Origin of the sequence: Geminicoccus sp., from assembly GCF_036263595.1 — a bacterium.
Classification (GTDB): Bacteria; Pseudomonadota; Alphaproteobacteria; order Geminicoccales; family Geminicoccaceae; genus Geminicoccus.
This window is the reverse complement of the sequence record NZ_DATAGQ010000068.1, coordinates 34,362-60,053: the sequence shown is the minus strand read 5'-3', so window position 1 is coordinate 60,053 and position 25,692 is coordinate 34,362. Positions and strand designations below refer to the sequence as shown.

Here is a 25,692-nt window from a genome sequence, read left to right as displayed (position 1 = left end):
GCGACGCTGGCAGGCGCCATGGCGCCTGCCAGCGTCGCCGGTGCGCTGACCCTGCAGAACGCCGAAGCGCTGGCCGGCATCGCCTTCGCGCAGATGGTGAATCCCGGCGCGCCTTGCGTGTATGGCGGCTTTACCAGCAACGTCGACATGAAGTCGGGCGCACCGGCCTTTGGAACGCCCGAATATGTCAAGGCGACCCTGGCGGGCGGCCAACTCGCCCGCCGCTACGGCCTTCCCTACCGTTCGTCGAACGCCAATGCCGCCAACACGCTGGACGCGCAGGCAGCCTACGAGTCGATGATGTCCCTGCAGGCGGCGGTGATGGGTCACGCCAACATCGTGATGCATGCGGCGGGTTGGATGGAGGGCGGGCTGCTCGCCAGCTTCGAGAAGATGGTGCTCGATGCCGAGCTCCTGCAGATGATGGCAGAGACGCTCATCCCGCTGGTCGTCGACGACGACACGATCGGGCTCGACGCCGTTCGCGAGGTCGGACCGGGCGGCCATTTCTTCGGCAGCCCCCACACCCTGGCCCGCTACGAGACCGCGTTCTATCCGCCGCTGGTCTCGGACTGGCGCAACAGCAAGCAGTGGGCCGAGGCAGGCGAACCCACCGCCTACGATCGCTGCGAGAAACTGGTCGGCGAACTGCTGGCGTCGTTCGAGCCGCCTCCACTCGATCCGGCCATTGCCGAGGAGTTGCAGGCATTCGTGGAACGCCGCCGGCTTGAGGGTGGGGCTCTCGGCTAGCTAGTTCGCCCTCCGACTGGCGTGCCGGAGCCAAAGGCCGTCGCTCGTCCGCTCCAGAGCGACGAGGCGATCCCACTGGCGCGTCCGCGCCTGACCGCACCGGCCTGGTTCCTCATCTGCTTCCAGAAACCATCTTCCTGACCCTGGGTTATTCTACTATAGGTAGAGAAACCCCAGCGGGCGGGGTGGTATCATGTTCGTCGACTGCCGGTGGTTCTGCCACCCTTCCGTTCACGAGGTACAAGGCGGGCTGGCGGTCGTCCATCCCGACCAGAGCGGCGTCCCGGCTCTCCTGGTCGCCGGCATGCAGGGACCGAACCGCCTCTATCGGCTGCGCGGCGACGTGCTGGTGGACGAGGCCGATCCCGTGCTGGCCGATGCCGGATCCGCGACGCTGTCGGTCGCTGGCGCCGACATGGACCGCGACGGCAGCGAGGAGATCTACCTGCAGAACTCGGAGGTCGCGTGCGGCCCCAAGCGTGGGCAGGACCGTCTCCTGATGCGACGTGGGTCGGGCTGGATCAACCGCTTCGACGACCGGCAGCTCGATCCGTTTCTCAACCGGATTGCCGCACGCAGCGTCGCCGCGTTCGACCGCAAGGGGGGCGGAAAGTACGGCTTCATCGTCGCGGCGTTCGGCGGTCCGATCCGGCTGTTCGAGATGGATCCCGCGAGCGGATGCCTCCTCGATGCCGCGCCTGCCGTTCACCTGGACGAAGTGGTGGGCGCCAACGGCTTCGCGATCGGTACCCTGGCGGGGGAGGATATCGGCCTGTTCGTCGCAAGCGGCGTGGGGCCTGATCTGTTCTTCCGCCGTCACGGCGAAGCGACCTATGCGGACGTTGCGAGCGAGGCCGGTTTCAGTGACGATCCGGGCGCCCGTGCGGCCATGCCGGTCGACCTGGATGGCAACGGCCGGCTCGATCTGCTGCTCATGGGCACCACTGGTCCGCACCGCATGATGGTCTGGGGCGAGGACGGCATCTGGCGGGACATCGCTCCCGCCCTGTTCGCCGAGCCCTCCAATGCGCGCGGCGTCGTCGTGGCCGATTTCGACAATGACGGCTACCAGGAGATCTTCACCCATCATCACGGTGAACCGAACCGACTGTTCGCGTGGCGCGAGGGCGGCTGGCGCTCGATCGATCCGGGCGGCGCCCTGGAGCCCTCCGCACCGGGGCTGGCCTGCCTGGCGGCCGATCTGGACGGCGACGGCAGGTTGGAGCTTTTCACCAGCTACGGCGAAGGCGAGGCTGGGCGGCTTGGCTGGTTCAAGCTGGCGGAGGATGCCGGCTATCACTGGCTGCGCATCGCGCCGCTCACCGCTGCCGGGGCACCCGCGCGTGGAGCCCGGGTCATCATCGAGGCGCAGGGTCGCCGGCAGGTGCGGATGATCGACAGCGGCTCCGGCTATCTGTCCCAGGGTGAGCCCGTAGCCCATTTCGGCCTTGGCACAGCTATCCGGGTCGAGCGGGTCACGATCCGCTGGCCCGATGGAACGGAAATTTCGCTGAAGGACCCGGCCATCGATCGGACCCATGCAGTCCAACATCGGCAAGGCTGCGATCGTCGGTCGGGCGCAAACGCCGCTGACCTCTATGCGTGGACGCGCCGATTGGCCACAAGCGGCGCGTGAGCACGCAAGTGAACCATCGCCGGCCGCGGTTCAGCCTCGGTCTGGGACCGCTGCTGGTTGGAGGCTCGGTAGCCTTCGTATCGGTCGTGACGGTGATCCTCGTCCTGTTCGGACTGGTGAACGCACGCGAAGCGTCGACCGAGACGTTGCGCCAGGCGACCCATATTGTCGTGAACTCGCTGGCCGAGCGCACGCGGGATCACCTGCTGGCAGCCAGCGAGCAGAGTAACTATGTCGCCGACCTGATCGAGAGCGAGCCGGCGGCCGAGATGCAGGCCGAACGGATAGCCGACCTGCTGGTGGCATCCCTGGCTGCGGCTCCGCAGGTCGCCGGCGCACTCTACGTCCGGCCGGACCTCACGGCGATCCAGGCCATCCGCCTGCCGAGCGGTCGTGCTGTCGTCTCCATCGGTGACTACTCGGACACTCCTCAGGCGCAAGCCGATGTCCACCGGATCCTGGCCTCCGGCAATGCAAGTTGGGAAGCGCCGTTCACCGACCCTTCACGGCCGGATTACACTTTCCTGAATTATCGGGTCCCGGTCCGGCGCGCGGTCGATTCGAAACCGACGGGTCTGGTCGTGGTCAGCATGCGTTCGGATCGGCTGTCCCGCTTCATGCGCGAGTTGGCCCTGCCGCCGATCCGCTCCGCCTTCATCCTCTATGGCGAAAGCCGCGTCCTGGCTCATCCGAGCTTCGATGGTGCCGGCGCTTCCAACCTGCCTGACCTCGCCGAGATGCCGGATCCGGCTATGCGCGCCCTGCTCGGGAACGACCCCAGGGAGCAGTTCTTCAAGGACAGCGTCGGGACGACGCGGCTGACCACCCGCGAGGTCGAGGGAAGCAGCATCCTCTATCTCCGCCGCAATCTGGTGGGCTTTGCGCCGGAGCAGCTATGGGTGGGCGCCTATGTCGACCTGGACGCGGTAGGGCCGGCCACCAGCTGGTACCAGATGATCGCAGTGGTCGGCCTGTCGATCGTGGCCGCGGCAGCCGTGATGGCGGCGCTGCTCGCCAGGCGTCTCACGGCCGCCATCCGCAACCTGGCGCAGATCGCGGCCGCGGTGGCGCGGCTCGAACTCGATCCTGCCCGGCAAGCAGAGCGGTCACGCGTGCGTGAGCTGGACGACCTGGCGCAGACGTTCACGAACATGCTGCACGCCATGGCTGCGTTCGCGACCTATGTGCCGCGCCAGTTGGTCCGCCGGCTGCTCGCCGCTGGCCGGACGGCGGGACCCGCCTCGGAGCAGCGCGAGCTCACGGTGCTGTTCACGGACCTGTCTGGGTTCTCGAGCATGGCCGAACATCGGACGGCCGAGGAGACTGCCCGGCTCCTCAACGATCACTTCTCCCGCATGACGGCGTGCATCGACGCCGAGGGTGGCACGGTCGACAAGTACCTGGGCGACGCTGTGATGGCATTCTGGGGAGCACCCGGCAGGCAACCGGATCATGCGGCCCGGGCCGTGCGTGCCGCGGCAGCGATGGAACGTGCCTTTGCGGACGATCCGATGCGTCGAATCCATGGTTTGGGCCTGCGCATCGGCATCCACACGGGCGTCGTCCTGGTCGGTGATATCGGCGGTCCCGAACGTTTGAACTACACGATCATCGGTGATGCCGTGAACGTTGCATCGCGGCTGGTGGAACTGGGCCACGACCACGCCCGGCCCGACGAGATCGTCGTCCTGCTCACCCAATCGACGGTGGCGGCGGCACATAGCGAAGGGCAGGTCGAAGATCTCGGCGAGCAGGCGGTCCGTGGCCGCTTTCAGGACGAACACGTGTTCCGGCTGCTGCCCGACCGGTGGCGTGGCAATAGTCCATCGGACCAGGCAGCTGCCTAAACGGTACCGGTACGGCTGCGGTGGTTCGGGGAGGTGCCGCCATGGGTGGACAGCCACGTGCCGAGGATGGCTGGGATGTCCGAGCCCAGGCGGTAGTTCCGCTTGGCCGGCTCGCGCAGCAGGCCTGTCACTAGGTCAGGCAGTGCATCACCGTCACTGCAGACGAGCAATCCATGCCGCTCGGCAATCCGGCAGGCGAACTCAGTCTGGTCATTGGCTGGATGCCCTCGCCGCGTAGGCCCCTGGCGCGGAAACAGCACGATCGGGACGTTCGCCCGGAGCGCTTCCCCGACGATGCCCATTCCGGCATGGCAGACCACCACGCGTGCCTGCTGGAAAGTGGCTATCAGCCGTTCCTGCGGCAAGAAGCGTTCCCAGCGCATGGTCGTCGGCGTGATCGATGACTGGCCGATCTGGGCGAAGCCATCGAGGCCGAGCTTCGCACAAGCATGATCGGCAGCGGCCACGAGCTGGTCAAATCCTGCGACGAATGTTCCGACGGCTGCCACCAGCATCAGAGCAGCGGCCCATCGGCCAGGACCGCCTTCGGGAAGGCGCGCAGCTTTTCCGGCCAGGGCACGACGAACAGGTGGCTGAAGGGATAGGCGAGGCGGCCCGCCAAGGACGGTTGCAGCGTTCCGCCGGTCTCGATGAACAAGATGCGCGCGCCGACCAGTCGCCCCAGCACAAGCGTCGGCACGGCAACGTCTGCGCCAGTCGAGATGATCAGGCGTGGCCGCTCACGCAGCAGGATGAAGGCGGACTGCACCGCGTTCCACAGCGTCCTGACGACGGCCCGGCGCGGGTGGCAGACATGATGCACGCGGCGGCCCGGCAGCTCGGTCATGCGACCAGATGGGAAGGTGACGTGGTAGAGATCCTCGAAGTGGATACCTTGGGTAGCCCGCTCCAGTTCGGTGAGGTGTCCTCCCGGCGAGTACACCCAGCAGGTCTTGCGCCGCTCCACGAACCTTGGGGTCGTCACGGCGACCGTCCGAATGGCACGCAGCGCATTGGGAACATGTCTCGGAGGCGGCCATCGTCATCCTTCACGATGAGCAGCGGCTCACTCTGGTCGAAGCGGCGGAGCGCATCGGGCCGATCATAGGCGTAGAGGTCGAGCGGCACATGCTTCCAGAGTGCCCAGGCGCGCAGCTGCAGCACGAGCAGGTTCATTCGCCGCCATGCTGCAGGCCCAGGCGGAAAGATCAGGCGCAGGTCGATGTCCGATCTGTCGGACGGTGCACCGCCGCGGGCGCGTGAACCGATGAACGCCGCTTCGGACAGCCATGCCAGTCGTGCCAGACGTCCTGCCAAACCCGTAGTCGCCAAGGCCACCGCGTCCGCATTTCCCCGGTAGCTGGGACAGTAACGGGCGCAGACCCAGAATTGGCCATTGACCAGGAAGTTGGCGCTGTGGCCGACGAGCAAGCCCATGCAAGGCGACAGCAAGGGCCCTGCACCAGCAGACCAGCAGATCGATCCGGCGATGCCCGCGACCACAAGGCCGAACAGCAGCCGGAAGCTCAACTCCTTGCCCTGCATCCCTCGCATGCCCTGGAACACCCAGTTGATCAGGAGGATCGCAAGGCAGCTCTGCAGCAGGCGGTCGAGCTTGGCGAAGGCTGGTCGCAGCGGGAAGTGCTTGTGCTTAGGCCGAGAGATGATTGAGTGGTCCATGCCATTGATCTACCATAAGTTGAAATTCTGTCCAGCCCGCTCATAGTGGCGTCGTCATGGCCGAAGCAGTTCCTCTCATACGCGCCGTGGCGCGCCTCCTCCTGATCCTCCTGGTCGTGCTGGCCACGCTAAGCTCGGATCAGGCAGAACGCCTTGGTTTGGTCGGCCTCCGCATGCCGGCCTTCGTGTTGGTCACTGGCGGCCTGATCAGCCTCGCTCTTGCGTGCTGCCCAGTGCCGGAAGAGGCGGACGCAGGCATCGCCATGCTCCTGGCCCTGCTCGTCGGTGCGATTGCCTTGCTCGACCTGCGAGGGACCGTCGATCCCATCGACTACAAGCTCCTGCTACCAGTGGCGGTCCTGTTCGCGGCCGGACCGATCGCTGCCTTGCTGCGGCATCTCGACCTGCCCACGTGGCACTGGTGGGTGCTCTCCTCCTACGTGTCGGTGACCGCCCTGAACGTCATGACGAGCAACCTTGATGAACTGGCCAGGGGGGCCGGCGGGATCGTGCGGATCGACGCCTCCGGGTCACTCGTCACCCATACCGCCTTCTGCTCGATGCAGCTTGTCCTGTCCGTGGTAACATTCCAGGAGGCTTCGGCGCCGGGCCGCTTGATGCGGTTGCTAGCCGGTGGGTGCGCCCTGGTCATGTTGATCGCTGCGGCGACACGCACGCCGTTCCTCACCCTGATTTTGGCGGGCTGCCTGCTTCTGGGTGTCGCTCCGGACCGCAGCTGGTGGTGGCGGCGCATGGTCGCGGGGAGCGTGGTCGCAGTTGTCTTCCTGACAGTCTATTCTGCCACGATCGACGTCTCGCTCTGGCGGCGCCTGTGGAGTGACGGCCAGACGGAATGGTCCACGGGCCGCGCGGTTGCGATCGACCATTGGCTGACGAGTGCCCTCGATCACCCGCTCGGTCTCGGCCTGGGGGCAGTGCGGGAGGCGCTAGGTGACGGCAAGCCTGCCCTGGATGGAGAGGCGATTCTTGACTGGCCTCACAACGAGATGATCCGGCTCTGGGTGGAAGCCGGCCCGTTCGGGCTGGCCTTCCTCCTCGTGCTCCTGGGCACCATAACTGCCCGTGCGCTGCGCCTGTGTCGTGATCACCCGGACAAGGCCATCCGGGGATTGGCAGTGGTCGTTGCAGCGGACGCCATCACTCAGAGCATGTTCCAGAACTGGCTGAACAGCGTCTATCACGCAACCTTTGGGGTGCTTGTGGTTTGTGTCCTTTGGCGGTCGTCAACGAACCGGCAAACTGCTGCATCAAGCGGCCTGACACCGCAGCCGACTGCCGTCTAGGATCATGGCTGCCAGCAATGGCCGATGGGGAGGCAGGTCATGGTGAGCGTTCAGGACGCGCCCTCGATCTATGCACGCGATCTCGAAAGGGTACGTGCGAATCATCAGTCGCTCAGCCCCTTGTCGTTTCTCGACTGGGCGGCCGATGTGTTCGGAGATCGGGTCGGCTGCGTGTACGGCGAGAGGCGCTTGACCTGGAGGCAGATCCGTGCCCGCTGCCGCCGTCTCGCTTCCGCCCTCCGCCGTGTCGGTGTGCGGCCCGGCGAGACTGTCTCGGTGCTGCTGCCGAACGTGCCCGCCATGTTGGAGGCCCATTTTGGTGTCCCGATGGCCGGTGCTGTACTGAACGCGATCAACTATCGCCTGGATGCGGCCACGGTGGCGTTCATTCTCGACCATGCCGAGAGCAAGGTGCTGATCACCGACAATGCGTTCGCGCCGGTGGTCCGGCCCGCGTTGGCCAAGCTCGGCCGACATGTCCTGGTCGTGGATGCGGTCGATGCGGAGGAGGACGGGCCTGAGCCACCGGGCGACCCGCTGGGCCACCTGACCTATGAGGAACTGCTGGACCAGGGCGACCCGGATGCGTCACCCATCCTGCCAGCCGACGAGTGGCAACCGATCTCCCTGTGCTACACCTCCGGTACCACCGGCAATCCGAAGGGCGTCGTCTACCACCACCGTGGCGCTTACCTGAATGCGCTCAGCAACGCGCTGCTCTTCGGAGTGCGGTCAGACAGCGTCTATCTCTGGACGCTGCCCATGTTCCATTGCAACGGTTGGACATTCACCTGGGCGGTAACCGCGGTGGGCGGCACCCATGTGTGTCTGCGCAAGGTGGAGCCAGCCAGGATCTTCCCCCAGATCGTGGCTGAAAAGGTCACCCACCTGTGCGGTGCCCCGATCGTCCTGAACATGCTCGCCAACGGTGCTTCGGAAAAGCTCGGTCGCCCCGTACGCGTTCTGACAGGTGGTGCCGCACCGCCGTCGGCCATTATCGAGGCCATGGAAGCGAAGGGCTTCGAGGTTCATCACGCCTACGGCCTCACCGAGGTCTACGGACCAGCGACCTACGGCGTGCCGCAGGCGGACTGGGCCAGCCTGCCGGTGCAGGACCGGGCCGCCAAGATCGCTCGCCAGGGTGTCCGCACGCCGTCGATGCCCGAGATGCAGGTCGCAGACCCGGTGACCATGCGCCCCGTCCCGCATGACAGTGCCACGATGGGCGAGATCATGCTGCGAGGCCACACGGTGATGGCAGGCTATCTGAAGAACCCGAAGGCCACGGCAGCCGCCTTCGCCGGTGACTGGTACCATACAGGCGATCTCGCCGTGGTCCATCCGGACGGCTACGTCGAGGTCAAGGACCGTGCGAAGGACATCATCATCTCCGGTGGCGAGAACATTAGCTCGCTGGAGGTCGAAGAGGTTCTCTACCGTCATCCGGCAGTACTGGAAGCCGCCGTCGTCGCCTGCCCGGATTCGCATTGGGGCGAGGTGCCTTGCGCCTTTCTAACACTCAAGCCCGATGCAACCGAGCCTACGCCGGCCGAACTCACTCTTTGGCTCAAGCAGAACTTGGCCAGCTACAAGCTGCCGCGACGCTTCGTGTTCGGACCGCTGCCGAAGACGTCCACGGGCAAGGTGCAGAAGACCGAACTTCGCGAGCGGGCCGCATCATTCGGCTAATCTCGCAGCCTCACGTCTTCGTCAGTATGATGGAGCGCAGGAACGGGACCACTGCGTCCGCAAAATCCTGTGGCCGCTCCAGCATCATCATGTGGCCGGCATCTGCGATCTCTACCAATCCCGCCCCGAGCAGTCCCGCAAGCTCCCGGCCTTTGCGCGGCGAGGTCATCCGGTCGGCAGAGCCCGTAACCACCAGCGTGGGTGCAAGGGCAGGCTGGATCTCGAACGCGAAGTCGTCACAGGCTCTGAGGTCGCTCGCCAGCCTGCCCGGCGGCGACCGCTCCAGCAGGGCCACGGCAGCCCCGGCCAGGCTGACGGCGGGCGTCGCCGGGGCCGCGCGCCGTTGACTGGGTGCGATGGCAAATCCCGCGATCATCCTCGCTGCCCGTGGCAGGTCGTTCTCCGCCTGTTCCAGCAGGGCTGGATTGACCGGCATGCGCGCCGCAGCGCCGGTCAGCACGAGTGCCGTTGTAGCCAGCAGTCGTTGCTGAACGATCGTGAGGGCGATGAGCGCGCCCATCGAATGACCGACGAACGCAGCCCGTTCTATGCCTGCTGCCGTAAGCTGCTCGGTCACCTTCCGGGCATAGGCCTCGATCGAGGCGGCGCCGTCCAGCTTCGGATGGAAGGTGCGAGCGAAGGCGAGAGCCGGATCGCGGGATGCGATTGCCCAGACCATGCGGTCCATTCCCGCTCCGTGGAGCCAGACGATTGCTGGACCTGCATCCTGCTCCGCCTCCGACATCGATCCACCCCGCATGCCTAGAACCAACCGCCTGCCCCGGGGCAGGTGGTTGGTTCTAGGTCGCTTCTGGACCTCCTGGAACATCCAGCGCCGGTTATTGCAGACAGAACTCGTTACGCTCGGTGATCCAGAGCGTGCGAACTGACCCTTGTGCGGCGATCGATGTCTCGCCCTTGGCGGTCATACCGGCACCGGCCACGAGGTTGATCCCGCCTGCCCCCTCCTGCGCCAGCGTCAGCCTGGCCGCCTTGGTACCTGCGGCCAACAATCCGGTCGGCACGGTGACGTCGATGGTTCCTGTGGCGTTGACCTGGATGAAGCTGTTGAAGTCACTTGCTGCGATGACGAAGGCCGTGGTGCGCTGTGGATTGGCGTAGCTGGCGCCCGGCAGACGGGCGCCAAAATGAGCAATGTATGCTGTGAGTGCGCCGATCCCGGTCCGTTTCAGCACTACGAGCGACAGGCCGCCCTTCATCGGCACCTCGGCGCCACCATCCTGTGCCACCAGCGTCGTGCCGCTGCCGGCCACGAATCGCACCCGAGCATCGCCGATACGCTCGACCCAAAAGTGAGCGGCAGCGCGCATCTGGACAGAGTTCGCCGCCGCTGCGGGTGGGACCGGCTGCCAAAGGTTCACCCCCACTTCGTCCTCGCGCAGCAGATTGCTGGGGATGGCAAGATCGATGGTGGTGGTGGCGTGATTGCCGAGGATCATCGAGCCGAAGTCGCTGCGCCCGATGGTGGCGGACGCGTTGACCTCTCGCAGCCGCATGATTCCCGGCCGGGTCGCCACGGGCAGCCAGGCTTTGGCAGTGGTACCGCCGTCGACCCGGTCGTCGAAGCTCATGTACCAGCCGGCACCCCGCCAATCGACCGTGTTGGGCAGGGCGGAGCGGGTGGACGCGAAGAACACACTGTTGTCGTAGGGTGCGACGGGCTCGGCCGTCCAGGGGGTAAGGTATAGCGGGTCGCGCACCACCACAGCCTTGAGCGGACCGTTGATCCCCATGGTGTCGCTGGTGTTCGGGCCGTTGCCAAGTTCCAGCCGTGCGTTCTGCTTGATTGTCTGGCCGATTGGCCGACCGATCACAGCATCGTCGACGCCGCCCGTATAGATCCGCACGCCCCGGGAAGGGTGGCGCTGCTTGGGATGAGCGTCGTCCAGGGCCGAGCCGTCCAGCCGGGCGGGGTCGGTGCCGGGAGAGGTGATCAGGAGTTGGTTGTCGGAAAAGCCCGTGGCCGCGTCCGGGACACGGATGTTGATGCGAGGCTCGCCCCGGTTGATGTTCGAGAACCACGCCGCCATCGGAAAGAAGAAGTCGGCTTGACCCGCCCTGATCGTGCTGTCGTCGGCGCTGTCGCCGCGCGGCTGCAAGGGACCGGTCAACTGACCGCCGTAAAAGCCGTTCCGGCCGACCGACCCTTCCACCTCGGCATTGGAATCGAGCCACGGGCTGCGCGCGTTGAAGGACTGGCAGCCAATGAAGGTGTTGAACTTGGTGGCGCCACCACCCAGCCCGCTGACATTGCCGGACGCCTTGATCGCGGTATCCGTACCTTCCATGTCGCAGACGGTGAAGGTGCAGCGCAACACCTTGTGGAGGTGGAGCCCGATCGAGCCGGTCTTCGCCCAGACCGAGCCCGCGGCGACGCTGGTACTTGCTGCCTCTTCCGAGGAGGAGCCGGGTGCCTGGAACTGGCAGCGGTTGACGTGGAGGTTGTTGATGACGCCTGAACTCGTGCTCGGCGAGAGATGCTCCAGCTTCAGCCCTGTCCAGCCCACGGCGTTGCCCTTAAAGGCGATCTCCGCCAGCGTGCCGTCACCATAGTTCACGGTGTTCTCGGCCTGGCGCAGGGCGGCCGTGTCGTCTTCCGACAGGTCCGACGCAAACGCCGGGTCGTCCGGGTCCGTCACCGCCCAGCCCGCGTACCAGCGGATCGCGGACGCGGCGAGGCCATGGGCGCCACCGCCGTAGCCGCCCGAAAGCTTGTGGAGGTAGCATTCGTTCGATGCGTGCAACTGGACGCACCAGGAGCCGGGCGCGCCCTGGCGGAACTGCAGGTCTTCGGCGCGGAACTCATGGCCATGCACCAGGATGCCGCCAGAGCTCATCTGGATCGTCATGGCGGCGATCGATGACCGATTCCAGTCGGTCGTGGCGCCGATGTCGATCTGATACGCTCCCCGGTTGCGGAAGAACTCGAAGGCGAGGGCCGCCTCCGCTAGGATCGTCGTGCATTCTCGACCGGCACCCGTGATCGTCCGGTTCGGCTTCACCTTGATCCGGGAGGCCAAGCGATAGCGACCGTGCGGCACGTAAACAAACAGCGCACTGTCCACCGCAGCCTGGAATGCGGCGCTGTCGTCCGCGACACCGTCGCCTACCGCGCCAAAATCCCTGACCGATACGTGTTCCTGTAGCTTGGCTGCGAGGGTGCGTGGCACGGCACCGGCTCTGTTGGAACGAAACGGCAGGTCGTCGATCGTGGCGGCACGCGTGAGGTTGCCCGACGCGGTCGAGACGACAATGCGGTCGGTGCCGGACAGGCTCGTGGTCGAGGGCAGTTCGTGGATCTGGCGGCTGGCCATGTCACTGGGTCTCCCAAACGAGGAAGTCGCCGGTCTCGGTCACCACTACGTCACCCTCGGTGGTGACGAGCAGGTTGAGTGGCGGCGGAGGTGGCGGCGGGGGAGGAGGCGACGGCGGCGTGTCGATCGGCGGCGCCGGCGCCTGGAGTCTCAGCCGGGCCGAGAGTCCAAGGCGCAACGCCATGTCAGGTCCTGCCGATCACATAGGCGGAACAGGAGCCGCTCTCGGCGATGAAGGCGACGTGCCGCTCATCCTTGTCGAGCGGCAGGTCCAGATAATAGCCGGCCGCGATGAACGGACTGTCGGCAGCGCTGGCGACGACGGAGGCCCCACCCACCTCGAACCGGCATGGACCGGTCGCGAACAGGGTGACCACCCGTACGTTCTGCGGCAGCGCCGTGCTGCGGACCGAAGTCGTGCCGACTGCCAGCTTTTGGGTCCCGTTCGGGCGGAATGCGAGGATGCCGATCGGATGGCTGTTGTCGTCGAGCGGCAGGAGCGTCGCCATGGCAGTAGGACCTCGATCTTGGTTCGCACAAGCTTGCTGACAAGCCCATGCAGATGTCCTGGATCATAGTCCTATAATGATTGATCCGCAATGGATCTAAGATAATATTCCTTTTGCGATCAGTCCCGTAGTGCCAGTTCCCGGATGCCATCGGCCAAGAGGTTGAAGCCGATCACCAGCGAGGAGATCGCCGCCGCCGGGATCAGCGACATATGCGGGTAGATGGACATGAGCCCGACAGAGTCCTTCACCATGCCGCCCCAGTCAGGGTCTGGCGGCGGCAGGCCAAGGCCGAGGAAGCCTAAGACGCCAATGGCAATCGTAGTGTAGCCCATCCGCAGGCAGGCATCGACGATCAGCGGTCCGCGCGCGTTCGGCAGAATCTCGACCGCCATGATGTAGACGGCCGACTCACCGCGAATCTGTGCTGCGGTGACATACTCGCGGTTCTTGATGTCGAGCGTCAGGCCGCGGACGATCCGCATGATCTGAGGCGCTGCTGTGAAAGTGACGGCGATGATGATGTTCAGGGCCGAGGCGCCAAAGTTCGCGATGATGATCAGGTACAGGATGATGACCGGGAAGCTCAGCACGATGTCGGAGATCCGCGAGATCACCGCGTCGGTCCAGCCGCCATAGTAGCCGGCTAGGAGGCCCATCACCGCCCCGATCAGGTAGGCTACGACCACCGCGATCGGCGCCACCGTCAGCACGGTTCGCGCACCCCACATCACCCTGGACAGCATGTCCCGGCCGAGCATGTCGGTGCCAAGGAGATGGGTACTGCTCGGCCGTGGGTTGGCGAGCGCCAGGAAGTCTTGCGCATTCGGATCGTAGGGAGCCGCATAGGGTGCGATCAGGGCGATGACGACCCAGAATAGCACGAGGCAGAAGCCTAGCGTCGCCACCCAGGAATGGCGGATCGACAGCAGCGTCGTGAGGAGGCCCGGCTGGTCGGCGGGCGCTCGCGTGTCGAGTTCTTCGGGAAGGCTCGCCATCACGCGATCCTGATGCGTGGGTTGAGGAGCATGTAGCCGATATCGCCGGCGACCTGGGTAGTGACCGCGATGCCGACCGCCACGAGGGCACCTGCCTCGATCAGGGCCACGTCCTTGTTCAGTGCTGCATCAAGCATCATGCGACCGAAACCGGGATAGGCGAACACCGCCTCCACCACGACCACCCCCGTGATCAGGTAGTTGATCTGCAGGAGAATCACCGTGAACGGCGCGATCAGCGCGTTGCGCAGGGCATGCCTGGTGATGACCTGTCTAAAGCTCATGCCCTTGAGGATCGCGGTGCGGATATAGGGTGCCAGCATCACCTCGATCATCGAGGCGCGGACCATGCGGATCACGTAGCCGGCGTCATAGAGCACCATGACGGCGACCGGGAGGACGAGCTGGCTGGCGACGCTCCAGCCACCGCTATCCTGCAGGGTGGAGGTTCCTGGCAGGATGCCCAGCCAGATCACGAAGATCGATGACAGGAAGGCGCCCAGGGCGAACTCGGGAAGCGAGGTGCACAGGATCGCCGCCACCGAAATGCCCCGGTCAAACAGTGATCCTTCTCGCATACCGGCCATGATGCCGAACAGGATTGACACCGGTACGATGATCGCGAAGGCGATCGCCGCTAGCATGGCAGTGTTCTTGAGGCGATCAGCGAAGACGGGGGCCACGGGCTGCTTGTAGAGCGTCGAGTAGCCGAGATCGCCCTGAAGCACATTGCCCGCCCATTCGACGTAGCGAACCAGCACCGGCCGATCGAGGCCAAGCTCACGGCTGAGCGATTCTACCTGCTCTGGCAGGGCGTAGGGTCCCAGCATCTTCCGGGCAGCACTGCCGGGCGTCCACTCGGACACGGCGAAGATCAGGAACGACGCGACGATGACCGTGAACGCCATCTGACCGAGCCGGCGCAGGACGAAGCTCATCATCGTCGGCCATTTTCGAGTGGACTGGGACTGGCGGAAGGAGCGCGGGACGGTGGCGGCACCACCGTCCCGGCAGGGAGGCTCAGGCCTCCTTCACCCAGAGTTGCTCGGCAAAGATGTAGCTGGTCGGATGCTGCTGGAAGCCGCCCACCTTCTTGTCCCAGAAGGTGAACATGCCGCGCCAGAGCGGGATCACCGCCGGACCTTCCTCGTTCATCAGCTCCTCGATTGGTACCATGGCCTGGCGCCGGTCTTCGACGTCGAGGATACCTTCGGCCTTTGAAAGGAGTTCATCGAACTTTGGGTTGGACCAGTGCGACTCGTTCCACGGCACGCCGGACCGGTAGGCCAGCCCAAGCACCATCACGCCCAGCGGCCGATGGGTCCAGGCGGTGAACCCGAACGGCACCTTCGTCCAATTGTCCCAGTAGGCAGCGGACGGCATCACGTTGATTTTCACGTTGATGCCGGCCTGCTTCCACATCTCGGTCATCGCCTGCACGGCGATCAGCTCCCAGGCCGGGTCCTGCTTGCAGGAAATCTCGGCCTCGATGCCGTCGGGATAGCCGGCATCCGCCAGGAGCTTCTTCGCTCCCTCGATGTCCTGCTTCATCAAGCCGATATCGGCATATTCCGGATGCACCGGTGCGACGTGATGATGTTCGCCCGGAGCGCCGATGTTGAGATGGGCCAGCTGCAGGAGCTTCTCGGTATCAACGGCCAGACGAAGCGCCTTGCGGACGCGCGCATCGTCGAACGGCTTGTTTGGATGCACGCGCGCAACCGCGGTCTGTGCCGATACGCCCTGGTAGAGTTCCAGGTGCGGCATCTGCTTTAGCACCTCGTACTGGGTCACCGACGCCTCGTACATGCCGTCGGCCTGCCGGGATGCCAGGGCAGCGACCTGCGCCGAGGGATCGTCGCCATGGTCGATGAAATGGAGTTCGTCCAGATACGGGCCGTCACCCCAGTAGTCAGCCCGAGGCTTGAACACCACGCGCTTGCCGACCTCGATCACTTCCGGATCAAATGCGCCGGTACCTGGGGAGCCCACGCCCCACTTGCCGTTGTCCTCCGGCCAGAGGATGGCAGCCGGATAGTGGAACAGATTCTCCGGCACGGCCATCTGCGGGGACTTGCCGTTCAGGACGATCGTGAAGTCGTCCTTCTTCTCGATGGCGTTCGCGTCCCAGAAGCCTGTGGCCATGACAGGGTTGCCGTCGGCATCCGTGGTGCCCGTGTCCCGGTCCTCAACCAGGAAGCCCTTGAACAGCCCGAGCACGGACGACCCGGTGTTCGGGTCGAGCCAGTGGTTCAGGTTCCAGATCACGTGATCGGCGACCAGCGGCTGACCGTTCGACCACTTGATGTCCTTGCGCAGGCTCAAGGTCCAGGTCTTCAGGTCCTCCGACGCCTGCCACTTCTCCAGGAGCCAAGGCACCGTAATGTTGTCCACGCCGGTGCGGGTCAGGTAGTCGTTGCACTGCCGGACGGAGATGCTGTCGTACACCCAGGAGAAGGTCGGGGGTGTCGACAGGTCCGGCACGCGGATCGAGATCCGGAGGATGCCTCCCTTCTTGGGGGTCTCCTGGGCTCGCGCCTGCGGCACGAACCGAGACCCGTCGATCCTGCCGACAATGCCATAGGCGGTCGCGGCCGACAGGCCCAGCAGGGTCGACGTTCTCAGGAACTCGCGGCGATCCACCCGGCGACGCTCGTACTGATCGACCAGCTTCGGGATGTACGGATGAATGCTGCTCTCGCGATCCGCCATGAGATCCCCCGTATGCGTTCAGTTGCACTATTTCGGATCGACGACCCGACTCTTCCCCTGCGAACCGTATCGGTTCCAGGGAGCGTGTCAACGCGCCGACTCTGCGCGCTTTGAGCCACAGCTGTCTCTTTGACAGCGACACGGAAGTCGGTAGAACAGGCATGCTCTCGGAAAAAGGTTCCTCTATGGCGAGCACCCTGCGGAAAAGTTCTACGTCAAGGTTGATTAAGTCCGAGTTGATTGTCTCTGAGGGTTGGGTTTCCTGGGTGAGCCTGACCGGTGTCTGGTGTTCCTGGCTGGCCCTCACATGGTTCTACGAGAGTCTTCCATGGTGGATCATCCTCCCGGTCGGCGCGTTCACCGTGGCGCTCTATAGTTCGTTGCAGCACGAGGCGCTCCACGAACTGATGGCGACCAGGCGCTGGGCAAATCACCTGTTCGTTTATCCGCCCCTGACGCTCTGGCTGCCTTATCCGGTCTACCGCTCTCTGCACCTGGCGCACCACCGTAAGCTCCACCATCTGACCGACCCGTATCGGGATCCGGAGAGCTTCTACGTTCCGGCCGAGCAATGGGCGACGCTGGCTCCATGGTGGCGCTCCGTGCTGATCTTCAACCACACGCTGTTCGGTCGGCTGACCATCGGCCCGTTCCTGAACGTTTCGCAGTTCCTGTTGCACGAGGCGAAGGCGATCAGGTCCGGTGATCACGGCCATCTCATAGCGTGGCTGTGTCATCCATTGATGGCCGGTCTGGTCCTGTTCTGGGTGATCGCCGTCTGTGGCATCCCGTTTTGGCAGTACTTCCTCCTGTTCGTGCTGCCCGGCACCTCGCTCAGCATGGTGCGATCCTACTGCGAGCATGTAGCCCATGAGACGCCGGAGGAGCGTACGGCTCTGGTCGAGGCCGGTCCCGTGATGAGCTTTCTGTTTCTGAACAACAACCTGCACTACGTTCACCACAAGCGCCCCGACCTGCCCTGGTACGCGATCCCGCGCTACTACCGTGAGCACCGTGCCCTGCTGCGCCAGGAGAACGGGCACTACGTCTATGACGGTGGCTACTGGGAGGTCTTCCGCCGTTTCCTCTTCACGCCTTTCGACCTGCCCAAGCATCCTTTCATGTAGGCTGTCATCACGCCTGGGCCGGCCAGCCGCGGCGCGACAGCCACATTTCTACCACTGTCTGCTGTCATGGCCCGCGGTCGTGCCGGACTGGCAGATGAACGTCCCCCGGTATCCGCCGCCGGGGAAATCTGCCATGGTCGCAACGGGCCGACCTTGGACCTACGCCTCATGACCGACAACGCACGACTGCTGATCTATAGTCACGACAGCTTCGGCCTGGGCCATCTGCGGCGCTGTCGGACGATCGCGCACCATCTGGTGGAGCAGATCAAGGACCTGTCCGTACTCATCCTGTCGGGGTCGCCGATCATCGGAAGCTTTGACTTCAAAACACGGGTCGACTTCATCCGTATTCCCGGCGTCATCAAGCTGCGCAACGGCGACTACACACCGCTCGGCCTTCACATCGACCTGGACAAGACTCTGGAAATGCGCCGCTCGATCATTGAGCATGCGGCCGAGATCTTCGATCCGCACGTGTTCTTGGTCGACAAGGAGCCACTGGGACTGCGGGGCGAGGTGGAGTGCACCTTGCGCATGCTGAAGGACCGGGGCTCGCACCTGGTGCTCGGCTTGCGCGACGTGATGGACGATCCGGCCAGCCTGGAAGAGGAATGGCGGCGCAAGAATGTCGTGCCGGCGCTCAAGCAGCTCTATGACGAGATCTGGATCTATGGGACGCCCGAGATGGGCAACCCGCTTGCCCAGATTCCCGGCACCCGGATGCTGACCGGCAAGACCCGATTCACGGGATACCTCCGTCGTCACGTGTCCGAGAGTGTCGGCCTGGAGCCGACGATCGAGATCCCGGACGAGCCGTACATCCTGGTGACTACCGGGGGTGGAGGCGACGGTGAAGAATTGATCGACTGGGTCGTCAGCGCGTATGAGACGGATCCCAGCCTGCCGAATCCGGCCGTCGTGCTGATGGGCCCATTCATGAATCGGGACACGCGAGCGGCCTTCCTGGAACGCGCGCAGCGTCTGCCCAAGCTGACCATGCTGACTTTCGCTGCCCGCACCGAGCCGCTGTTCGACCGCGCGATCGGCATTGTCGCCATGGGCGGGTACAATACGTTCTGTGAGATCCTGTCCTTCGGCAAGCCGTCGCTGATCGTACCGCGTACGACGCCGCGCCTGGAGCAGGCGATCCGTGCCGAGCGGGCGGAGGAACTGGGCCTGCTCGGCATGCTGCCCGATGATGGCGTGCGGGACCCCAGAACGATGGCTGCTCGGCTCCATGCCATTGGGGGCTGGCCAGCTCCCAAGGCCGATGCCACTGAGGGAATGCTGGATGGGCTCGGGCGAATCACCGACTTCATGCGCCCCTGGCTGGAGCGGGATGCCGTGGTCCATCGCCTGCCCAGCCGCCGGCGCGCCTGAACCCGAGGTTGCCCCTGCTTAAGATCGCTGTCGTCCTCAAGGGATGGCCACGCCTGTCCGAGACCTTCGTCGCCCAGGAGGTGCTGGGCCTGGAGCGGAGAGGTTTCAACATTCGGATCATCTCGCTGCGCCATCCGACCGACCGGGCGGTGCACGACCTCCATCGCGCGGTGCGAGCGCCTATCCGTTATCTCCCCGAGTACCTGGAGGATGAGCCGGCCCGCGTCGCGACAGCTCAACGCAGAGCCAGCCAGCTGCGAGGCTATCCCAGGGCCCTGCGGACCTATCTGGCTGACTATCGCCGCGACGCCAGCGAGAACCGGATCCGCCGTTTCGGCCAAGCCTGCGTTCTGGCCGCCGAACTTGAGGCCGACACGGACATGATCTACGCCCATTTCCTGCACACGCCGGCCTCGGTGGCTCGCTATGCCGCCCTGATGCACGAGCTTCCTTTCAGCGTATCGGCGCACGCTAAGGACATCTGGACGACGCCGTCCTGGGAGAAGGCCGAGAAATTGGCTGAGGCCCGCTTCTGCGTGACCTGCACGTTGCTCGGAAGCCGACACCTTCAGGAACTGTCACCGCCCGGTCGGGTCCATCTGGTTCACCATGGCGTCGATGCCGCCCGCTTCGCCGCTCCGGTCAAGCGCTCCGTACTGAACGGCTCGGACCCTGTTCACCCGGTCCGCCTCCTGGCGGTGGCCCGCGCCGTGCCGAAGAAGGGTCTTCATCTGCTGCTGGAATGCCTGGAACTACTGCCAACAGATCTGCACTGGCGCCTTGAACATATTGGTGGTGGGCCGCTCCTTCCAGACCTGCGGACGAAGGCGGAGCGACTTGGGCTCGATCGCCGGATCGACTGGCGTGGCCCTCAGCCGGCGGACGCAGTTCGGGACGCTTATCGGCGTGCCGACCTGTTCGTGCTTCCGGTCAGGGTGGCCGAGGATGGCGACCGCGATGGCCTGCCCAACGTCGTGGTGGAGGCCGCGGCCGCGGGCCTTCCGGTTCTCTCCACCACCGCCGCCTCTGTGGACGAACTGGTGGCCGACGGCGTAACCGGACGCCTGGTGCCGCCCGACGATGCCGTCAGCTTGGCCGGAGCACTGGCCGTCCTGATCGGTGATCCGGCTAGCCGCGAGGTCTTCGGGCGAGCTGCTCGGGAAAAGGTGTTGCTCGCGTTCGATGCAGATCGTGGTATCGATCGTGTCGCTGCGCTGCTCGAGTTGGCCGCAAACTGTAGAAACCAGAGCGTTCATCCGTTCCAATGAAGGAACGTGGAAGGAAACCAAGGTGAAAATCGCGTTCTATGCGCCGATGAAGCCGCCTGATCACCCGGTTCCCTCCGGAGACCGGCGCATGGGCCGCAGCTTCGTCCGGGTGCTGGAACGCCTGGGTCACGATGTGCATCTGGCCTGTCGCCTGCGCAGCTATGACCGGAAGGGCGACCAGATCCACCAACTTCGTCTGGCGCATACTGCCGCCAAGCTGTCACAACGACTTTCCGACCGGCTCGCCCGGGGTTGGGTTCCCGACATCTGGTTCACCTATCACTGCTACCACAAGGCGCCCGATCTCCTGGGGCCGACCGTGTCGGAGCGGCTGGGTATCCCTTATGTCGTGGCGGAGCCGTCGTTCGCGCGCCGGCGGGCCGAGGGGGCCTGGGCGGTAGGGCAGGCAGGCTCGATCCGTGCCCTATCGCGTGCCGATCTGCTCCTGCCCATGACCAAGGTGGATGCACGGGGGCTGCAGGCAGCGGGCAGCCGGATCAAAGGGGTCGTCCAGCGCCTGCCGCCCTTTCTCGACACGAGCCCGTTTCGTGCCGCCGCGGCCCGGCGCTTTGCCCACCGCACGGACATCGCAGCCGCTTATGGCCTGGATCCTTCCTCGGTCTGGCTGCTCACCGTCGCCATGATGCGCGATGACGATGCCAAGCGAAGCTCCTATCTTCAGCTGGCCGACGCGCTGGACCGCCTCACGCATTGGCCATGGCAGCTCCTGATCGTCGGTGACGGGCCGGCCGGCACGTTGGTGCGTTCGGCCTTTGCCAGGTTCGACAAGGATCGCATCCGGTTTCTGGGCACCTTGCCTGAAGAACGTCTGCCGCCGGTCTATGCCGCTTCAGACATGTTCGTCTGGCCGGCGCTGAATGAGGCCTACGGCATGGTTTTCCTTGAGGCGCAGGCGGCGGGGTTGCCGGTTGTGGCCGGACGCGGCATCGGCGTGGCGGACGTGGTCCTTCACCGCCGTACAGGGCTGCTGGCGACGGGCGGCAACGCCGTGGCGTTCGCCAACAGCGTGATGACCCTGCTTGACGAGCCTGAACGGCGCGCGATCATGGGGCAGGCGGGCTTGCGCCATGTCGAGCGGGTTCACAGTGAGGCGGCCGCTGCCCATGCGCTGGACGCGGCCCTGGGTCTGGCGGCTGCGCGCCGGGTGCGCCGCGAGGAAACGGGCGAGCGTTGAGCCTGCTGCTGATACGGCATGGCCCCACCATCTGGAACTCGGACCGACGGCTGCAGGGCCGGGCAGACATTCCTCTGTCGCCGGCCGGCATCAATGCCGTGGCCAATTGGCGCTTGCCCGAAAGCTTTCGTGCCTGGCCGGCGCGCACGAGCCCGCTGGTACGAGCAAGTGCCACAGCGGCCATGTTGGGCCTCCCGGCGGTCACGGAGCCGGACCTAGTCGAGATAGACTGGGGCGAGTGGGAGGGCCGGTCGTTGGCCGAACTCCGGCTGGGCGATCCATCCGAAGTCGCCCGTCGTGAAGCGCTGGGCCTGGACTTTTGTGCTCCAGGCGGAGAATCCTATCGTGACGCGGCCTACCGGATTGCTCCGTTGCTGGGCAAGACCTCCATCCTTGTCACCCACCGCGGGATGATGCTGGCCGCGCTGGCGGTGCGCACCGGTTGGGCCATGAAGGGCCCGCCGCCCGTCACCTTCGAGCATTCCGATGCCCTCCTGATCGACGGCCACGATGTCCGCATCGTTCCGCTGGCGCCGCCGGGCGCTGCGGCCGCGCCCGTTCACGCATGAGCGTCCTGATCTGGTGCCAGCATCTGCTCGGAACTGGCCATCTACGCCGTGCACTGGCTGTTGCCGGGGCCTTGGCGGCACGTTCCGTTGCGGTCACGCTAGTCACCGGAGGCCCGCCGGCTCGGTTCGCCGAGCCGGAAGGCGTGCGGGTCGTGCAGCTTCCCCCGGTGCATGCGCAGGCCGGCGACTTTACCGACCTGCGGCAGGCCGACGGCCGCTCCTGGGATGATCGGGCGCGCCGGGAGCGGGCCGCTGTCCTGCTCGATCTGGCGGATCGGCTACGGCCGGATGTGCTCGTGACCGAGATGTTTCCCTTCGGCCGGCGTGCGTTTCGTGCCGAGCTGCTGCCACTACTCGACAAGGTGCGCAGCCGGGGCGGCCGCATCGCCTGCTCTGTGCGCGACGTGCTGGTCGACAAGCCCGATCCTGGGAAGCTTCTGGCCATGCGCGATCTGGCATTAGCTTGGTATGACTGCATCCTTGTTCATGGCGACCCGGACTTCCTTCCCTTCGCTGCGACCTTTCCTCATGCGGATGCGTTGGCCGGCAGACTCGTCCATACCGGCTTCGTGCTTGATCGACCGGTCACGCCTGCGGCCATGCGCTCGGGCGTGCTGATCTCGGCGGGCGGGGGCAGGGTAGGGCGCGACCTGCTCCAGGTTGCCGCATCCGCGCGCGTTCACTCGTCACTAGCCGGCGAGCCTTGGCACATCATAGGCGGCGCTGCCCTGTCCGAGACTGATCAATGTCTGCTGCGCGAAAAGCTGGGCCCGAACGGAAGGGTGGACAGGCACCTGGACGACCTGCCGGAACGACTGGCCAACTGTCGCGTGTCCGTCTCACAGGCGGGCTACAACACGGTCGCCGAGGCTTTGATGGGAGCGGCTGGCATGGTGCTCGTACCGTTCGCCGACGGGGGTGAGAGCGAGCAGCCGCGGCGTGCGCGGCGGCTGGCCGACCTTGGGCGGGCCGTGACGTTGACGGCAGACGGACTTGGCTCAGCGGATTTGGCAGCCGCGATCGAGCGTGCGGATCGGCAGGACCGGCGGATCGGCTGCAACTGGTCGTTTGATGGTGCTACGGTCAGCGCCAGATTGATCCAGGAGCTGCACGCTTGAACCTATGGTGGCGCGATGACGATGCCGAAATCGATGATCCGCGCCTCGACCAGCTCCTGGCCATCGCCAAAAGGCGATCCGTGCCGGTTGTCCTGGCTGTTGTCCCGGCACGCCTGGATGGGGCGACCATTCGCAAGATCCTGGCCTGTCCATTCGCCAGCGTGGTCCAGCACGGCCTCGCCCATACCGACCATCGCAGCGAGGATGGGCGAAAATGTGAGCTGGTCGACCGGGTTGACCAGGATGAAGCGCTAATAGCGGCGCGGGAAAGCCTGGCCATTCTTTTTGGTGACCGCTTCCAGCCAGTGATGGCGCCGCCCTGGAACCGGATCGAGCCCGGCCTGCGCGCTCGTCTTCCGTCGCTTGGCTATCTCGGCCTCTCGACGTTCGCGGGCCGCCGCGCAGCGCCGCGGATCCCGAACCTCCGGTTGGTCGACACGCATGTCGATGCCATCTGCTGGCGCAATGGCAAGCAACCGCTCAATGCCGAAGCGATCGTCAGCGCCTGCCAGGACGAGTCTGTCCGCGCCGACGGTCCGATCGGGCTGCTCACCCACCATGCCGTTACCGATGAAGACGGCTTTGTGGCTCTCGACCGCGCGATCGGTCTGCTCCAAGATCGACATAAGGCTCGATTCGTATCCGGAAGCGACCTGTTCGCGGAGTAGGCGGCGCTTGACCCTTCCCCTCCTGGACGTCGACGACCTCGTGGTCACCTTCCTCGCCGATGAAGGGCGTGTGGAAGCCGTGCGTGGAACCTCCTTCGCCGTACCGCAGCATAAAACTGTGGCGCTGGTTGGCGAAAGCGGGTCCGGAAAGACGGTGATCTCCCAGGCGATCCTGGGCATCCTGCCCGACCGGGCGCGGGTCGAGCGCGGCTCCATCCGCTTCCTCAACCGGGGTAAGGTCGTCGACCTCACCAAGTTGGACCAGGACGGGTCCGAACGACGCCGGATGCGCGGGCAGCGCATGTCGATGGTGTTCCAGGAGCCGATGAGCTCGCTCTCGCCCCTGCACCGCATCGGCAATCAGATCGACGAAGTCCTGACCCTCCATGAGGGCCTCAGCGACCAGGAGGCCAAGGGCAGGACCTTGGAGATGCTGGGCTTGGTCGGCTTTCCAGATGCCGAGCGCGCCTATGCAGCCTATCCGTTCGAGCTGTCCGGCGGCCTGCGGCAGCGGGCGGTGATCGCGATGGCACTGGTCTGCCGCCCGGACTTGGTCATTGCGGACGAGCCCACCACGGCTCTCGACGTGACGGTCCAGGCCCAGGTCCTGAAGCTGCTCAAGGACCTGCAGGCGACGCTGGGCATGGCGATCCTGTTCATCACCCACGACCTTGGCGTGGTCGCCAACATGGCGGACGACGTCGTGGTGCTCTACCGCGGCAAGGTCGTGGAGCGGGGGCCTGCGCGAGAACTACTGAAGGACCCGCGGCATCCCTACCTCAAGGGCCTGATCGGCGCGGTTCCTCGCCTGACCACCGACCGCCATGTCCGTCTCAAGGGCCTGCGGAGCATCGATGTCGGCGAGGCACGGGCACTGGAGTCTGGCCTGCCACCGTCCAAGGTGCCGCGCGGCGCCCCGCTGCTGGAAGTCCAGGGGCTGAACAAGCGGTTCATGGCGAGGCGCGGTGGTCCCTTTTCAGGTAACTGGCTGGAGATTGTGGCGGCTGACGACATCACCTTCACGATCGCCAAGGGAGAGAGCTTCGCACTGGTAGGCGAGAGCGGCTCGGGCAAGACCACCGTCAGCAAGATGATCATGCGCGGGCTCACTCCCGACAGCGGCAGGATCCTTTTCCATAGCGACGACGGTCCCTTCGATGTCACCAGGCTCAGCGCCGACGAACTCCGCATCTTCCGCCGTAAGGTGCAGTACGTCTTCCAGGATCCGTATGCCTCGCTCGACCCGCGGATGACCGTATTGGACATCGTGGCCGAGCCGTTGGTCATCCATAGTGTGGGCAATGCGCGGGAGCGGGAGGCGCGCGTCCGCCAGTTGCTGGCGGCCGTAGGGCTGGATGGCAATCGGCACCTGCGGCGCTATCCGCACAGTTTCTCCGGCGGACAGCGCCAGCGCATCGGCATCGCCCGCGCCCTGGCACTCCAGCCGGACCTGCTCTTATGCGACGAGCCGGTCTCCGCGCTGGATGTCTCGGTGCAGGCGCAGGTTCTCAACCTCCTGCGCGACCTGCAGGATGCGTTGCACCTGACCTACCTGTTCGTCGCGCATAACTTGGCGGTGGTCCGCTATGTGGCCGACCGCGTCGCGGTGATGAGCGGCGGCCGCATCGTCGAAATCGCGCCCACTGACCAGTTGTTCGCGAATCCGCAGCACCCCTACACGAAGGCGCTTCTGGCGGCCGTGCCTGAGCCCGATCCGGACCGGCCGCTCGACCTGGAGACGCTGATGGCAGCCGGCACCGGCAAGCCCGGCGCCTGGAAAGCACCCTACACGGTAGGCGAGCGGCCGACGCAGCTGATGGAAGTGGAACCGGCCCACTACGTCCGGATGTTATCCGATGGCCATTCGATGGTCTGACATTTCTGTTCGATGGATGTGCTGAGCC

General features: G+C 65.3%; 23 protein-coding genes. 13 read left to right on the top strand and 10 right to left on the bottom strand.

Translation table 11 applies throughout. The features are described 5' to 3' along the window. The 3 genes from VHL31_RS05785 to VHL31_RS05775 form a co-directional block, all read left to right on the top strand. Positions 1–750 (top strand): trimethylamine methyltransferase family protein (locus VHL31_RS05785; RefSeq protein ID WP_329660258.1); only part of this gene is annotated, 750 nt, incomplete at its 5' end. 193 nt (positions 751–943) lie between these two features. Continuing rightward, positions 944–2,386 (top strand): CRTAC1 family protein, encoded by a 1,443-nt coding sequence (locus VHL31_RS05780; RefSeq protein ID WP_329660257.1) that lies wholly within the window; start codon positions 944–946, stop codon positions 2,384–2,386. Beyond that, on the top strand, positions 2,383–4,233 hold the full coding sequence (locus tag VHL31_RS05775) for an adenylate/guanylate cyclase domain-containing protein (protein WP_329660256.1): 1,851 nt from the start codon (positions 2,383–2,385) through the stop codon (positions 4,231–4,233). Before VHL31_RS05780 ends, VHL31_RS05775 begins: the two co-directional genes overlap by 4 nt. Here the strand turns inward: VHL31_RS05775 and VHL31_RS05770 are convergent. From VHL31_RS05770 to VHL31_RS05760, 3 genes are read right to left on the bottom strand one after another with little or no spacing between them, the layout of a single operon-like run. Further along, positions 4,230–4,748 carry a glycosyltransferase gene (locus VHL31_RS05770; RefSeq protein WP_329660255.1) on the bottom strand — a complete coding sequence of 173 codons (519 nt, stop codon included), beginning with the start codon at positions 4,746–4,748 and terminating at the stop codon, positions 4,230–4,232. The genes VHL31_RS05775 and VHL31_RS05770 overlap by 4 nt on opposite strands. Continuing rightward, positions 4,748–5,218, bottom strand: a complete 471-nt coding sequence (locus VHL31_RS05765) for a hypothetical protein (protein WP_329660254.1) — start codon at positions 5,216–5,218, stop codon at positions 4,748–4,750. Before VHL31_RS05765 ends, VHL31_RS05770 begins: the two co-directional genes overlap by 1 nt. Continuing rightward, positions 5,215–5,913, bottom strand: a complete 699-nt coding sequence (locus VHL31_RS05760) for a nucleotidyltransferase domain-containing protein (RefSeq protein WP_329660253.1) — start codon at positions 5,911–5,913, stop codon at positions 5,215–5,217. Before VHL31_RS05760 ends, VHL31_RS05765 begins: the two co-directional genes overlap by 4 nt. An 86-nt stretch (positions 5,914–5,999) precedes the next feature. Here VHL31_RS05760 and VHL31_RS05755 point away from each other — a divergent pair, with 86 nt between their 5' ends. Together VHL31_RS05755 and VHL31_RS05750 are read left to right on the top strand one after the other, a co-directional pair. Then, positions 6,000–7,217 (top strand): O-antigen ligase family protein, encoded by a 1,218-nt coding sequence (locus tag VHL31_RS05755; protein ID WP_329660252.1) that lies wholly within the window; start codon positions 6,000–6,002, stop codon positions 7,215–7,217. 39 nt (positions 7,218–7,256) lie between these two features. Continuing rightward, complete coding sequence (locus tag VHL31_RS05750; protein WP_329660251.1) at positions 7,257–8,906, top strand: AMP-binding protein; 1,650 nt, start codon at positions 7,257–7,259, stop codon at positions 8,904–8,906. A 10-nt stretch (positions 8,907–8,916) separates the two neighbouring features. Here VHL31_RS05750 and VHL31_RS05745 read toward each other — a convergent pair whose 3' ends face one another. The 7 genes from VHL31_RS05745 to VHL31_RS05715 all read right to left on the bottom strand — a co-directional run bounded on the left by VHL31_RS05745 (position 8,917) and on the right by VHL31_RS05715 (position 16,460). Next, positions 8,917–9,651, bottom strand: a complete 735-nt coding sequence (locus tag VHL31_RS05745) for an alpha/beta hydrolase (RefSeq protein WP_329660250.1) — start codon at positions 9,649–9,651, stop codon at positions 8,917–8,919. Between the two features lie 94 nt (positions 9,652–9,745). Further along, the gene (locus tag VHL31_RS05740; protein WP_329660249.1) at positions 9,746–12,241 is read right to left on the bottom strand and encodes a glycosyl hydrolase family 28-related protein; all 2,496 of its coding nucleotides are present in this window, start codon (positions 12,239–12,241) and stop codon (positions 9,746–9,748) included. Between the two features lies 1 nt (position 12,242). Beyond that, positions 12,243–12,425 carry a hypothetical protein gene (locus tag VHL31_RS05735; protein WP_329660248.1) on the bottom strand — a complete coding sequence of 61 codons (183 nt, stop codon included), beginning with the start codon at positions 12,423–12,425 and terminating at the stop codon, positions 12,243–12,245. Between the two features lies 1 nt (position 12,426). Further along, positions 12,427–12,750 carry a hypothetical protein gene (locus tag VHL31_RS05730; protein WP_329660247.1) on the bottom strand — a complete coding sequence of 108 codons (324 nt, stop codon included), beginning with the start codon at positions 12,748–12,750 and terminating at the stop codon, positions 12,427–12,429. A 119-nt stretch (positions 12,751–12,869) separates the two neighbouring features. Next, entirely contained in the window at positions 12,870–13,748 is an 879-nt protein-coding gene (locus VHL31_RS05725; RefSeq protein ID WP_329660246.1) for an ABC transporter permease, read from the bottom strand. Continuing rightward, a complete protein-coding gene (locus VHL31_RS05720; protein WP_329660245.1) occupies positions 13,748–14,689 on the bottom strand; it encodes an ABC transporter permease in 942 nt (313 codons plus the stop codon). Before VHL31_RS05720 ends, VHL31_RS05725 begins: the two co-directional genes overlap by 1 nt. Positions 14,690–14,768: 79 nt before the next feature. Further along, entirely contained in the window at positions 14,769–16,460 is a 1,692-nt protein-coding gene (locus tag VHL31_RS05715) for an ABC transporter substrate-binding protein (protein ID WP_329660244.1), read from the bottom strand. A 266-nt stretch (positions 16,461–16,726) separates the two neighbouring features. On the opposite strand from VHL31_RS05715, the gene VHL31_RS05710 reads away from it, so the two are divergent. The 8 genes from VHL31_RS05710 (at position 16,727) to VHL31_RS05675 (ending at position 25,664) form a co-directional block, all read left to right on the top strand. After that, positions 16,727–17,587 (top strand): fatty acid desaturase, encoded by an 861-nt coding sequence (locus VHL31_RS05710; RefSeq protein ID WP_329660243.1) that lies wholly within the window; start codon positions 16,727–16,729, stop codon positions 17,585–17,587. 168 nt (positions 17,588–17,755) lie between these two features. Further along, a complete protein-coding gene (locus VHL31_RS05705) occupies positions 17,756–18,970 on the top strand; it encodes a hypothetical protein (RefSeq protein ID WP_329660242.1) in 1,215 nt (404 codons plus the stop codon). 14 nt (positions 18,971–18,984) lie between these two features. Further along, positions 18,985–20,238, top strand: a complete 1,254-nt coding sequence (locus VHL31_RS05700) for a glycosyltransferase family 4 protein (RefSeq protein ID WP_414653645.1) — start codon at positions 18,985–18,987, stop codon at positions 20,236–20,238. A 22-nt stretch (positions 20,239–20,260) separates the two neighbouring features. Further along, positions 20,261–21,433 carry a glycosyltransferase family 4 protein gene (locus VHL31_RS05695; protein WP_329660240.1) on the top strand — a complete coding sequence of 391 codons (1,173 nt, stop codon included), beginning with the start codon at positions 20,261–20,263 and terminating at the stop codon, positions 21,431–21,433. Continuing rightward, on the top strand, positions 21,430–22,002 hold the full coding sequence (locus VHL31_RS05690) for a histidine phosphatase family protein (RefSeq protein WP_329660239.1): 573 nt from the start codon (positions 21,430–21,432) through the stop codon (positions 22,000–22,002). Before VHL31_RS05695 ends, VHL31_RS05690 begins: the two co-directional genes overlap by 4 nt. Then, the gene (locus tag VHL31_RS05685; protein ID WP_329660238.1) at positions 21,999–23,120 is read left to right on the top strand and encodes a glycosyltransferase family protein; all 1,122 of its coding nucleotides are present in this window, start codon (positions 21,999–22,001) and stop codon (positions 23,118–23,120) included. The genes VHL31_RS05690 and VHL31_RS05685 overlap by 4 nt, the downstream gene beginning before the upstream one ends. Continuing rightward, positions 23,117–23,788: a hypothetical protein gene (locus VHL31_RS05680; protein ID WP_329660237.1), complete on the top strand. Its 672-nt coding sequence runs from the start codon at positions 23,117–23,119 to the stop codon at positions 23,786–23,788. The genes VHL31_RS05685 and VHL31_RS05680 overlap by 4 nt, the downstream gene beginning before the upstream one ends. 7 nt (positions 23,789–23,795) lie before the next feature. Beyond that, complete coding sequence (locus VHL31_RS05675) at positions 23,796–25,664, top strand: ABC transporter ATP-binding protein (RefSeq protein ID WP_329660236.1); 1,869 nt, start codon at positions 23,796–23,798, stop codon at positions 25,662–25,664. The last annotated feature ends 28 nt before the right edge of the window (positions 25,665–25,692 follow it).